Raw genomic sequence first — 12,232 nt, 5'->3', positions numbered from 1 at the left:
TGACAGATGGCTTATACAAGTGTTATCCCCGTCCACCGCCTGGACCGTTCCATCGAATATGTGAAAGACAAAGAAAAAACCACACAGAAAGCAGACTCTCTGGAGGCTGCCATTGATTATGCCATGAACCGGACAAAGACGGAACAAGCGGTCTTCGAAGATACCATCGGATGCACCAATGAAAATGCGTATGAAGATATGCTGACAACGAAAAAGAGATTCCATAAGATGGGCGGTGTGGAAGGATACCATCTGGTACAGAGTTTTGCAGAAGGTGAGGTGACACCGGAACTGGCACATCTCATCGGGCAGGAACTGGCAGACCGGCTCTTAAAAGGACAGTTTGAAGTAGTCATAACAACACATCTTAATACCAGACACTATCATAATCATATTGTCTGGAATTCTGTAAGCATGGTGGACGGACATAAGTACCATAGTAATGCTAAGAGTTATTATACGGAGATCCGTAAGATTTCCGATGACCTGTGCAGAAAATATGGTCTGTCTATCATTGAATCCAATCAGAAAAAATCAATCCCTTATGTACAGTGGAAAGCAGAACAGGAAGGAAAACCGACATGGAGAATGGCGATCCGTTTGGATATCAGGGAATCGGTACAGGAAAGCTACTCCTGGTTACAATTCCTAAAAGAGATGGAAAAGCGGGGTTATACATGGAAACTGAACAGGAAATACATTTCTTTAAAAGCTCCGGGAATGGAGCGGTATATCCGTCTGCGTTCTCTCGGAAAAAACTATTCCGAAGAGGAAATACGTGGGCAGATACTACAGCCAAAGGTGAAACGAGTCTATCAAAAGGCAGTACAGATTCATCCCAAAAAGAAACTGACCGGGATTCAGGCACTGTATTATTCCTATTTATATCAAATGGGGGTACTGCCAAAAAGACCGAAAAGGAGTCCATACGCTGTCAGAGAGGATATCCGGAAACTGGACCGCAGGATTGAACAGATTGAATTTCTACTGAAACATGACATCATAACCAGAGAGCAGCTTGCCGCGTACCGAGAGCCATTGCAAAAGCAGATTGCGGAACTTATGAAAGAACGCAGAAGATTGTATCGGAATGGGGGCAGGGAGACTGGGGAAGAACGATTGTCCGAAATCAATGAGGAATTGAAGCGACTCCGTAAGGAAGTTCGTATGACCGTTCAGATTGAGAAACATTCCTTGGAAATCGAAGCGAGACTTCAGGAAGCGGAAGAACAGAGCCAGAATGAAAAACGTGTGGAAGATAAAGAAAGAATGCAGAAAAGTCAGGAGGTGAGATAAGTATGAATTACGGAGCAGAACCGGCAGATCAGGTGGTACGGTACAGTCTGGAAGGGATGGAGTATTCGCTGAAGATCACCGGGAATGTAGCAAAGCATGTGGCAGTCTTTATTGCTGCCGCCTTGAAGGACCAGAAAAAGACAAGAGGGAAAACAAGACTTACCAGAATGTTAAAGGAACAGCGCCCGATGAAATTTTTTACCGTTCCGGGTGACCGTTTAAAAGAATTTGCAAAAGAAGCCAAGGCGAGAGGTATCTTATATGTAGTCATCAAAGATAAGGTGAATCCGGACCAGACAGAGGTCATGGTATTTGCAGATGATGCAGCGAAGATGAATCGGGTATTAGACCGGATGAATCTGGATTTTGTAAAAGCAGAATCAGGCTCTATGGTTACGGAAGCAGTGGAAAAAGAGACTGCACCGGAAAAGGCAGAAAACCAGATGGAAAAAGAAACCGGGGAGAATGTACGGACAGAGACCGTTGTCCTGCCGGAAGGCAAGATAGAATTTGAACTGGACGATGCGGAAGAAATGTTCCAGATCGGGGATGAGGCTTTCCCGGAAGGAAATTTTACACAGGCGCAGGAGGGGGAAGAAAAGAATCCATCCGAACCTTTCTCGCGCAACAGAAATACTTCTTCCGATCGGGAAATTAGCTGGAAAGAAAAGAATGAAAAACCATCTGTGCGGAAAGAACTCGGAGATATCCGCAAGGAACAGGAAGAGAAACGTAAGAGGCCGGACAGACGGAAAAATGCCAGAGAGAGCCGGAAGAAACGTAAGAATATGAAAACGAAAGGCAGGTAATGTATATGGATTTAACAGATATGATTTCAGGGGGAACGGAAGAACAGCAGGTTCCTGAACAGAAATTGACGAAAGAAGAATATGCAGCCAAAAAACAGCAGGAAAGAGAAGAGGTATGGGCTGAAGTAGATTCACAGGCACAGGGAGTTTTTCAGGATGGAGAAAAACTGAAAGGCTTTCTGGACTTTATGGCAGAGTGTAATACCCAGAGAACACCGAATCTGCTTTTGATTTACGGACAGCATCCAGATTTTAAGGTGGTAAGGTCTTATGAACGCTGGAGAGAAGAACACCGTTCGGTCAAAGTCGGGGAACATGGCATTACTTATATGATTTCCACTGAATACGAAAAAGACGGAGAAATGCGGAGAGGGTATACGATTGGAAAAGGATTTGACATCAGTCAGATGTCTGGAAAGCCATTGGAAGAACGCCCTCAGCGAAGTCTGACAGAACTGATAGGAACTGTCTTAAAAGACCAGTCGGTACGTGTGCAGATTGAGGATGATCTGCCAGACAAAGTGCAGGCCCAGTACAATCCGAGATACCGTACCATTTATATCCGCAACGGAATGAGTGAAGTAACGACATTCCATGCACTGAACAGAGAACTGGCGTGTGCAGCACTGGACCAGCATACCGGAACCTACAGCCGACAGAAAGTCAGTGCACAGGCTCATTGTGCAGCCTATGTGATTGCGAAACGTTATGGTGTGGATGTTACCGGATTCAATCTGGAGTATATTGCACAGAGAAATGAATGTGGAAAGAAAGATCCACAGGAACTGAGAGACTTTTTAAATGATGTCCGTCAGGCTTCCTATAGTATCCGAAACCATATCGAACGGAATTTTGGTGCAAAGGAACAGGAGTATGTAACCGATGAGTTCGCAATCGGAGACCCTGTAAAAACACCGGAAACCAAGGATGAAAAAGCATCTGGAAAAGAGAAAAAAGCAAAGAACCAGCCGGAACGATAAAAGTGAAAAAGTTGGACGGTTGGAGTAGCTATTACGGAGGTCTTGTGATATGGTTGGTGTAACAAAAAAGGAGGTCAGCCAGATGACAAAATACTATTTGAAGATGGATAACATTATGAAAAATATGTTCGTGGTGGCACTGAATGATGAGCTACAGGCGCAGAGTGAGCAGGATGAATGTTTGGAAGAAACGAAAGCTCTTCTGAAAAAAGTAAGTGAATACGACCTCGCTCAGAAACGGCTGCAGATTACAGCCGGGGAACAAAGGCAGATCCGTAAGGCACTGAACAGACTCAGAAGTAAATATCTTGCAGCCGGAAGATACAGTGATGGAATAGATAAAGTTATTATTCAGGTTGCAAAACCGAATACTAGCAGACACATGTTCTGGTAGAGAAAGGAGTGGTTGATTGGTCATTTATTCAAGAGAAAAAGTGGCAAGACTTAGAGAACAGTATCCGGCAGGAACAAGAATCTGTCTGAATTCGATGGATGGAGAAGCGGGTATGCCGCAGGGACTGGAAGGAACTGTGCAGTATGTGGATGATGCAGGCCAGCTTGGTGTTAAGTGGGACAACGGCAGAAGTCTCTCACTGATACCGGGAGTGGATTCCTTTCATAAGAAAGAAGGACAGGGACATCCAGAAGAAAAGCCACGCAAGAAAAGAGAATCTGACTTGCAGAGATAAGTACAAAAAAGCAGGACTGGGTTCTGTATCTTGTCTTTCTGCCATTTGTCTGGTGGGCGGCAGCGATTACCGCTTGTGCCATTACACCGGATAAGAATTTTATTCAAATCTTAGAAACGCTGAGCGAAAAACTCGAACAGCCGTTTTTTATCACGTATACACCGTATACGTTCAAATGTATTCTGATATTCACAGCAGCCTATTTCTTAGGCATTGGTATTTATGAATCCCAAAAAAGAAATTATAGAAGAGGCGTGGAACATGGTTCCGCAAAATGGGGCAACGTGTCCGAAATCTGCAGACGTTACTGCGAAAAGCAGTACACGAATAATCTGCTTCTGACACAGCATTTCCGCATGGGACTGGATGGATATAAGCATAAACGAAATTTAAATGTGCTGGTAGTCGGAGGTTCCGGGGCAGGAAAGAGCCGGACCTATGCGATTCCGAACATCATGCAGTGCAACTGCTCGATGGTGATCACAGATCCGAAAGCGGAACTTCTGCGCAAAACAGGAGGTGTTCTGGAACGGAATGGATATGAAGTCCGGGTTTTTGATTTGATCAATCCGGAGACTTCCTGGTGTTATAATCCGTTTGCGTATGTCCGGGATGACAAGGATGTGCTGAAACTAATTAACAACCTGATCCGCAACACGACACCGAAAGGTGCACAAAGCTTGGACCCGTTCTGGGAAAAGTCAGAGACTGCACTTTTACAGGCACTTATGCTGTATTTACTGCATGAAGCTCCACCGGAAGAACAGAACTTCCCGATGATTATGGAAATGCTTGGAAGCGCACAGGTCAAAGAAGATGATGAGGATTACCAGTCACCATTGGACATTTTGTTTGAAAGACTGGAAATGCGGGACCCAGAGAGTATTGCGGTCAAGCAGTATGCCATTTATAAGCAGGCGGCCGGAAAGACCGCAAAGTCTATTTTGATATCGGTTGGTGTCCGTCTGGCAGCGTTCAATCTGAAACAAATCGCCAACCTGACCTGTACGGACGAACTGGACTTATACAGTATTGGGGAGAAAAAAGTAGCACTGTTTTGCTGTATTCCGGATGCAGACACCAGCATGAATTATCTGGTCGGCATGATTTACAGTAATCTGTTTCAGACACTGTATTATGTGGCAGATCGGAAGTACGGAGGAAGGCTTCCGATTCCGGTACACTGCATTATGGATGAATGGCCAAACGTAGCCTTGCCGGATGATTTTGACAAGATTCTGGCAACCATGCGTTCCAGAGGGATTTCCTGCAGTATCATCATCCAGAACATTGCACAGATGAAAGCCTTATTTAAAGACTCGTATGAGAGTCTGATCGGCAACTGCGATGAATTTTTATATCTGGGTGGAAATGAAAAAGAAGGACATAAGTATGTCTCGGAATTATTGGGAAAAGAGACATTGGATACCAATACCTACGGACAGACAAAAGGGCGTAGCGGCAGCTATTCGGTGAATTATCAGCAGACAGGAAGGGAACTTTTAACACCGGATGAAATACGGCTTTTAGATAACCGCAAAGCGATTTTGTTTATTCGTGGGGAGCGTCCGATCATGGACGATAAATATGATTTAAAAAAGCATGTGAATTTCAGATACACAGAGGACGGTGGTGCATCGCCTTATGATTATGCGAAAACACCACTGGCTCACGACGACCTAAAGATTGACATTAACAGATTAGACGATTACGAACTGCTGTCTACCGAGGACATCCTTGGTGAATAGCAGTTTTTTGATGGATTGGAGTGATGTGTATTGAAGAAACTTCTCACAGGAGAAAAAAATAGAACAAAAAAGAATACAACTGAAAAAATGATAACCCCGATGCCGATGGGGAGAAAACAGAAAAAGTGGATGAGCCTTTATATGGCACTGGTACTGACCGTAACGGTTGGAGCAACGACCGCATTCGCAGCCGGAGATCCGTTGTCCGTTATCAATAACCTGTCTACCTTTATTTTTTCTCTGATTCGTGCGATCGGTTTGATTTTGCTTGGATTTGGTGTTGTGCAGGTTGGTCTGTCTTTAAAAAGCCATGATCCAAGCCAGAGGGCAAATGGATTTCTGACACTGGCCGGAGGGGTAATTATTACGTTCGCCAAAGAAATCCTCGATTTGATTATGGCGTAAGCCTCTTTGAAAAAATATATCAGGAAACAGCAGGAGTGCCGGAAGGTACTCCTGTATTCAAAAATATGTTTAAGGAGGTGAGAGTTTTTGAGTGATAACTGGATTGTACAGAATCTAAACTCAGCACTATCCACATGGAGTGAAAAGATGGCAGAACTGTGGACTCTGCTGACCGAAAATCCGGCAACTTTTAAGGGCGGCGGCATCTGGCGGATTATGGTAAATATTAATGATGCACTGACAGCCATTGCTTATGGATTACTGGTATTATTTTTCGCAGCCGGAATCATTAAAACGTGTGGCAGTTTTACAGATCTGAAAAAGCCGGAACATGTGCTAAAAGCATTTATCCGGTTTGCACTTGCTCAGGGAGCAATTACATACGGGATGGAACTTATGCAGGCACTGTTTTCCATTGTGCAGGGAATCGTGACAACCGTAATGAGTGGCTCCAGTATGGCAGGAAGCGTGACGGAACTGCCAACGGAGATTGTAGATAAGATTGAGAGCGTGGGAATGCTGGAATCCATTCCGTTGTGGATTGTTACACTGCTTGGCAGTCTGCTGATCACTGTATTGTCATTTGTAATGATCCTGACAGTGTATGGCAGAATGTTCAAAATCTATATGTATACGGCAATCGCCCCGATTCCGATTTCCTCATTTGCAGGAGAACCCACGCAGTCCATTGGAAAGAACTTTATCCGTTCTTATGTAGGCGTATGTCTGGAAGGGGCAATTATTGCACTGGCATGTATTATCTTTTCTGCTTATGCAGCAAGCCCTCCGGCTGTCGGAGATACGGAGTTGAGTGCAGTTACAATCGTGTGGAACTATGTCGGAGAACTGGTATTTAATTTACTGGTGCTGGTTGGAGCAATTAAGGCATCTGACCGTATTGTCAGAGAAATGATGGGACTTGGAGGTTAAAAATATGGATATAAAGAAAACATTAAGATATAACTGGGAATTTGGACGTGAGACAGTAGCAATACGAGTGAGCTCTTATCGGAACAATGGAAATTTATATGTAGGACTCTGCCATAAGGAAGGGAGAGAATGGGAAGATTTTGGAGATGTAACCATTAATCTGCCCTATCAGTTCTTAGAGCCAAATGAGGCTTTTATAACAGGAGATTTTACCAAGGATATGCTTCATTTTATCAAGGAACATAAACTAGGAAAAGTGTTGAATGAAACAGGAAGATCAGGATATGCAACCTATCAGAAGGTAGCGTTTGATCTAGCAAGACTTGCGGAATTTGATCCGGAAGGCGTTGCAGAACACTGTAGATTTGCCGGGATAGAAGTACCGAAAGAAAAACCACAGAAAACGAAGAAACAAAGCAGAGGAAAGGAGCGATAAGTTATGGAAGTCAAGATGAATAAAGAAATCCGGGACTATCAGGAATCCATGTTTATGGGACTGGACCTGAGACAATGTGTGTGTTCTGTTCTTGCGATTCTTACAGCAATCGGAATTTACTTTGGAATGCGTGAAATTACCGGACAGGAAATAACCGGATGGCTGTGTGTGCTTGGTGCTGCTCCATTTGCTGCCTGTGGCTTTTTCAAATATCATGGTATGACAGCCGAACAGTTTTTATGGGCAGTGATCAAATCCGAATTGCTGTATCCGAAGAAACTGGTGTTTCAGTCGGAAGATATCCACTACTCCTGCATGCAGGAGACCATCTCGCTGGGAGAAAAGAATCAAAAGGATGGAGCGGAAATCATAAAAGAGCGGGAGCAAAGAGCAGAAGCAAAACAGAGAAAGAAACGCAAGGGAAGGAGTGATGCCTTTGATTAAAACCTTAAGTCAGGCACTTCGGATGGATAAGGAACGCTTCAAAGTTCCGAAATCAGTCCAACAGGCAATTCCCATCCAGCGAATCTGGCCGGATGGAATTTTTCAACAGGGAACGAAATTCTCAAAAACATATCGTTTTACAGATATCAACTATTATATTGCGAGTAAGGACAATAAGACAGAAATGTTTCTGGATTATTCCGAACTCTTAAATTCACTGGATTCCGGCATTTCTGCCAAAATTACCATCAATAACCGGAGAATCAATAAAGAAGAATTTGAAAAATCAATCCTGCTTCCAATGAAGGAAGATGGACTGGACCACTATCGGGAAGAATACAACGAAATGCTCCTGTCTAAGATTACAGGAACAAACAACAGCATCTATCAGGAACGGTATCTGACTGTCAGTGTACATAAAAGATCGATTGACGATGCAAGAACCTATTTTGCACGTATCGGAACAGACATCGTAACACATCTGGCAAAGTTATCGTCCACAGCAGAAGGACTGGACGCAGAGAGCCGGCTCCAGATTTTCAGGGACTTCTTCAAGGGAGATGTCCCACAGGCATTTCCGTTTGATCTGAAACAATTTGCCAAGAAGGGAACAAGTTTCAAGGACTGGATGTGTCCGGATTCTATGGAATTTGAACGTGACCATTTTAAAATCGGTGACAGGTACGGAAGAGTCCTGTATATGCAGGATTATGCAAGTTATGTTAAAGATGACATGATTTCAGAACTGTGTGACTTCAGCCGGAATCTGATATTGTCGATTGATATCCTGCCAGTCCCTACGGATGAAGCGGTAAGGGAAATCCAGAACCGACTGCTTGGTGTGGAAACCAACGTGACCAACTGGCAGAGAAGGCAGAACGCTAATAATAACTTCTCGGCAATCGTACCATACGATATGGAACTTCAGAGAAAAGAAACCAAGGAAATGCTCGATGATCTGACAACCAGAGACCAGCGTATGATGTTCGGAATTTTGACAATGGTACATCTGGCAGACAGTAAAAAACAGTTGGATTCCGATACGGAATTATTATTGTCGATAGCAAGAAAGCATCTGTGCCAGATGGCAACATTAAAGTGGCAGCAAGTGGACGGACTCAATACAGTGCTTCCTTACGGACTGCGAAAGATCAATGCCCTGCGTACATTGACAACGGAATCAACGGCTGTTTTAATCCCGTTCCATACACAGGAAATCCTGCAGCCGGGCGGTATCTATTATGGGCAGAATGCAGTCAGCAAGAACCTTCTGGTAGCCGACCGGAAGAAACTGATGAATGGAAACAGTTTCCGGTTGGGCGTCAGTGGATCAGGAAAGAGCTTTTCGGCAAAAGAAGAGATTGTGCATCTGGCATTGAGTACCGATGACGATATCCTGATTCTTGATCCGGAGTCCGAATTCACAAAATTAGTAGAGGCTCTGGGTGGACAGGTTGTAAAAGTATCTGCGACATCAGACAATCACCTGAATGCAATGGATATGGACGCAGCCTACGGCAATGAAAAGAATCCACTGATTGAAAAATCGGAGTTTATTCTGTCTGTATTTGAACAGTTGGTTGGAGCAGGAAACCTGTCAGCAAAAGAAAAGTCAATCCTGGACCGCTGTGCTGCAGATGTGTACCGGGATTATATCCGAAGTGGTTATACCGGAGAAGTTCCGACATTGAAAGATATGTACCGACAGTTGATGTTACAGCCGGAAGAAGAGGCAAGGGGACTTGCACTGTCATCCGAACTTTTTATCAATGGAAGCCTGAACACCTTTGCACAGCCGACCAATGTGAATAAGAAGAACAGGATCATGGATTATGATATCCGGGAACTGGGGGAACAGCTTATGCCACTGGGAATGCTGGTTACCTTAGACAGTATTTTCAACAGGGTAATTCAGAACTGGAAAGAAGGAAAAACGACATGGATATTTGCCGATGAGTTCTATCTGTTATTCCGCTATGAATACAGTGCAAATTTCTTCTACCGACTGTACAAGAGAATCAGAAAATACAATGGATTCGTGACAGGTTTAACCCAAAATGTTGAGGAACTTCTGAAATCGGACACTGCAAGACTGATGTTGGCAAACAGTGAGTTTTTGATTCTTTTGAATCAGGCAAGTACAGACAGGGAAGAATTGGCAGCTCTTTTGAATATTTCCGAAAACCAACTGTCCTATATTACAAATGTATCGGTTGGCAGTGGCCTAATCCGTTGCTCTGGGAATATCGTACCATTTGAGAATACGTTCCCAAAGAATACAGACCTTTATAAACTAATGACAACAAAACCGGGAGAATCATAATGAAGAAAAAAGAAGAAGTAACGATAACTTTTTATGCTGCAGAGTGCGGTGAGTTCCATGATTTAGGAGAATATACAAAATGCAGAACGCTGGAAGAGGCATATAAAAAGTACCAGAAATATTGTAGAACATCTGCCAATATGTGTCCGGCTATTGAGTTTTCTATTCATGATCCAGAATCAATTTATTCAGACATGGAATATCCATTACCGTTGTCATCAAAAGACAGGGGAGACTTGGAACTTGTGCCATATTACAACGAACATCCACTGGTAAATGAGGCAATCAGACAGGTGGAGCAGTTGCAGAAACAGCAGGAAAAAAAGAAACATCGGGATGTTGCCCGATGAGATAAGAGATACGGAAAGAGGGTGACCGGATGAAAGATATCAAGGAACGGGTAAGGGATAAGAATCCGAAGATTCGAAATCCGGCTGCCCGACTTCCGAAAGAACTGGTTCGCTCAGCGGTTCTGGAAGCAAAAGAAAAGCCAAGGGAACTACATGAAAAAAGCAGTGGGCAGTCAGAATCCCCAACACAGTATGGAACTGAAAAAATAGAATCCGTACAGTACAGAGCGGCGAGTGTGGCAGGAAAAAGTATAGGGAAAACCACATATCAAGGTGGAAAAAAACTTGCTGGAGTGACCTACAGGAAGATAAAGGAAAGAAAAAGCAGACAGGAAGAAGCGAAAGCTGCCGAAGAAGCAATGGAGCAGGGGGCAGAAAGCGGAAAGAAATTAATCAAGTTGAAACCGGAGCAGGCAGCACTTGCCAAGGAGAATGGTAAACGGCAGGTGAAAGCAGCACCGAGAGTGGTAAAAGTATCCGGTCTGTCTCAAGAAAAAATAAAGACACAGGCATCCATGCAGAAACAGCAGATGGAAAAAAGTCTTCAGGCGATGCAGAAAGCAAGAGCAGCCCAGATGGCAAGAAAGTCAGCACAGGCATCGGCAGAAAGTGGAAAAGCAGTCCTTCAGGTAACTGGAAAGGGTTCAAAGTTATCCGTACAGGGAATTACAGCAGCGATTCAAAAAGGGGTAGTAGCTCTTGAAAAAATGGGAAAATGGATTGCTGCCGGAGGTAGTGCATTTCTTCTGGTATTTATTCTGATTGTGGGAATCATTGCAGGAGCAGCTTTCAGCAGTAATTCGGAAAGCTCCGAATCCCTAAGTGAAGAAGTGCTTGCGTATACTTCTGTGATACAGCAGTATGCATCCCAATACGGCATTCCGGAATATGTGTCTGCGATACAGGCCATCATGATGCAGGAATCTGGAGGCAGGGGAACAGACCCGATGCAGTGTTCGGAAAGTCCATATAATACAAGATTCCCACACACTCCTGGTTCTATTACTGATCCGGATTATTCGATAGAGGTTGGAGTACAGACCTTTGCAGACTGTATCAGACAGGCAGGATGCAGCAGTCCACAGGATCTGGACAAGCTGAAACTTGCATGGCAGGGATATAACTATGGAAATGGCTACATAGGATGGGCATTGCAAAGAGGCGGTTATACAGAAGCCAATGCATTGCAGTTTTCACAGGAACAGGCAGCTTCGCATGGATGGAGCAGTTACGGAGATCCCCAATACGTTCCCCATGTGATGCGGTATTATTCCGGTGGCAGCCTGTTTGCTGGTTTGTTTGGTAATCAGCAGATTGTGTCGGTTGCAATGGGGCAGCTTGGAAACAGTGGCGGTCAGAAGTTCTGGAGCTGGTACGGATTTGACAGTCGGGTAGAATGGTGTGCCTGTTTTGTAAGCTGGTGTGCGGATCAGAGCGGTCTGATTGCAAGTGGGAATGTTCCTAAATTCTCATTGTGCAGTGATGGAGTGTCCTGGTTTCAGGGAAAGAATAAGTGGCAGAGTGGCGGAACAACTCCGACAGCTGGAATGATCATCTTTTTTGACTGGGATCATGATGGAACATCGGATCATGTAGGAATAGTAGAAAAGTGTGAAGGTGGAAGAGTTTACACGATTGAGGGAAATTCCAGTGATCAGGTACGGCAGAGAAATTATGCAGTAGATTACAGTTCTATAATGGGATATGGGGTGATAAATTGATGGTTTCTTTCATAATTTGTTAAGGATTTTATAAGGGAGTTAATGAATCCTTTGGAAAATAGTCACAAAATAGTCACAGTTGATTGATAAATTGTTATTGT

General features: G+C 44.0%; 13 protein-coding genes. All 13 read left to right on the top strand.

The features are described from left to right. Nucleotides 1-6 precede the first annotated feature (6 nt). Nucleotides 7-1,296: a relaxase/mobilization nuclease domain-containing protein gene (locus tag PG766_RS02690; protein ID WP_007884624.1), complete on the top strand. Its 1,290-nt coding sequence runs from the start codon at nt 7-9 to the stop codon at nt 1,294-1,296. A 2-nt stretch (nt 1,297-1,298) separates the two neighbouring features. Further along, nucleotides 1,299-2,105, top strand: a complete 807-nt coding sequence (locus PG766_RS02685; RefSeq protein WP_007884625.1) for a PcfB family protein — start codon at nt 1,299-1,301, stop codon at nt 2,103-2,105. Between the two features lie 5 nt (nt 2,106-2,110). Then, nucleotides 2,111-3,085: an ArdC family protein gene (locus PG766_RS02680; protein WP_270590368.1), complete on the top strand. Its 975-nt coding sequence runs from the start codon at nt 2,111-2,113 to the stop codon at nt 3,083-3,085. Nucleotides 3,086-3,167: 82 nt separating this feature from the next. Beyond that, nucleotides 3,168-3,479, top strand: a complete 312-nt coding sequence (locus tag PG766_RS02675) for a hypothetical protein (RefSeq protein WP_044927369.1) — start codon at nt 3,168-3,170, stop codon at nt 3,477-3,479. Nucleotides 3,480-3,519: 40 nt separating this feature from the next. Beyond that, a complete protein-coding gene (locus PG766_RS02670; RefSeq protein ID WP_080543130.1) occupies nt 3,520-3,774 on the top strand; it encodes a DUF4314 domain-containing protein in 255 nt (84 codons plus the stop codon). Nucleotides 3,775-3,797: 23 nt separating this feature from the next. After that, nucleotides 3,798-5,522: a VirD4-like conjugal transfer protein, CD1115 family gene (locus PG766_RS02665; protein ID WP_270590425.1), complete on the top strand. Its 1,725-nt coding sequence runs from the start codon at nt 3,798-3,800 to the stop codon at nt 5,520-5,522. Nucleotides 5,523-5,609: 87 nt separating this feature from the next. Beyond that, nucleotides 5,610-5,927 (top strand): glutamyl-tRNA amidotransferase, encoded by a 318-nt coding sequence (locus PG766_RS02660; RefSeq protein WP_044927371.1) that lies wholly within the window; start codon nt 5,610-5,612, stop codon nt 5,925-5,927. 87 nt (nt 5,928-6,014) lie between these two features. Next, nucleotides 6,015-6,857 carry a hypothetical protein gene (locus tag PG766_RS02655; RefSeq protein ID WP_172590441.1) on the top strand — a complete coding sequence of 281 codons (843 nt, stop codon included), beginning with the start codon at nt 6,015-6,017 and terminating at the stop codon, nt 6,855-6,857. A 4-nt stretch (nt 6,858-6,861) separates the two neighbouring features. Further along, complete coding sequence (locus tag PG766_RS02650; RefSeq protein ID WP_007884639.1) at nt 6,862-7,293, top strand: DUF4313 domain-containing protein; 432 nt, start codon at nt 6,862-6,864, stop codon at nt 7,291-7,293. 3 nt (nt 7,294-7,296) lie between these two features. Continuing rightward, nucleotides 7,297-7,737 carry a PrgI family protein gene (locus PG766_RS02645; protein WP_130096447.1) on the top strand — a complete coding sequence of 147 codons (441 nt, stop codon included), beginning with the start codon at nt 7,297-7,299 and terminating at the stop codon, nt 7,735-7,737. After that, a complete protein-coding gene (locus PG766_RS02640) occupies nt 7,730-10,060 on the top strand; it encodes a VirB4-like conjugal transfer ATPase, CD1110 family (RefSeq protein WP_199596345.1) in 2,331 nt (776 codons plus the stop codon). The genes PG766_RS02645 and PG766_RS02640 overlap by 8 nt, the downstream gene beginning before the upstream one ends. After that, nucleotides 10,060-10,410 (top strand): hypothetical protein, encoded by a 351-nt coding sequence (locus tag PG766_RS02635; protein ID WP_006426970.1) that lies wholly within the window; start codon nt 10,060-10,062, stop codon nt 10,408-10,410. The genes PG766_RS02640 and PG766_RS02635 overlap by 1 nt, the downstream gene beginning before the upstream one ends. A 29-nt stretch (nt 10,411-10,439) precedes the next feature. Then, nucleotides 10,440-12,131, top strand: a complete 1,692-nt coding sequence (locus PG766_RS02630) for a lysozyme family protein (protein WP_006426969.1) — start codon at nt 10,440-10,442, stop codon at nt 12,129-12,131. The last annotated feature ends 101 nt before the right edge of the window (nt 12,132-12,232 follow it).

This window comes from Coprococcus sp. LG101-27 (assembly GCF_027695515.1).
In the GTDB taxonomy this organism is placed as follows: Bacteria; Bacillota; Clostridia; order Lachnospirales; family Lachnospiraceae; genus Allocoprococcus; species Allocoprococcus comes.
Note: the sequence above shows the minus strand (reverse complement) of the source record. Positions and strands in the feature narration are given on the sequence as shown.

What these genes read in the sequence shown, in the direction of transcription:
- PG766_RS02675 (WP_044927369.1), top strand. Translation starts at nt 3,168, where the DNA reads ATGACAAAATACTATTTGAAGATGGATAACATTATGAAAAATATGTTC.
- PG766_RS02680 (WP_270590368.1), top strand. Translation starts at nt 2,111, where the DNA reads ATGGATTTAACAGATATGATTTCAGGGGGAACGGAAGAACAGCAGGTT.
- PG766_RS02650 (WP_007884639.1), top strand. Translation starts at nt 6,862, where the DNA reads ATGGATATAAAGAAAACATTAAGATATAACTGGGAATTTGGACGTGAG.
- PG766_RS02635 (WP_006426970.1), top strand. Translation starts at nt 10,060, where the DNA reads ATGAAGAAAAAAGAAGAAGTAACGATAACTTTTTATGCTGCAGAGTGC.
- PG766_RS02660 (WP_044927371.1), top strand. Translation starts at nt 5,610, where the DNA reads ATGATAACCCCGATGCCGATGGGGAGAAAACAGAAAAAGTGGATGAGC.
- PG766_RS02630 (WP_006426969.1), top strand. Translation starts at nt 10,440, where the DNA reads ATGAAAGATATCAAGGAACGGGTAAGGGATAAGAATCCGAAGATTCGA.
- PG766_RS02645 (WP_130096447.1), top strand. Translation starts at nt 7,297, where the DNA reads ATGGAAGTCAAGATGAATAAAGAAATCCGGGACTATCAGGAATCCATG.
- PG766_RS02685 (WP_007884625.1), top strand. Translation starts at nt 1,299, where the DNA reads ATGAATTACGGAGCAGAACCGGCAGATCAGGTGGTACGGTACAGTCTG.
- PG766_RS02690 (WP_007884624.1), top strand. Translation starts at nt 7, where the DNA reads ATGGCTTATACAAGTGTTATCCCCGTCCACCGCCTGGACCGTTCCATC.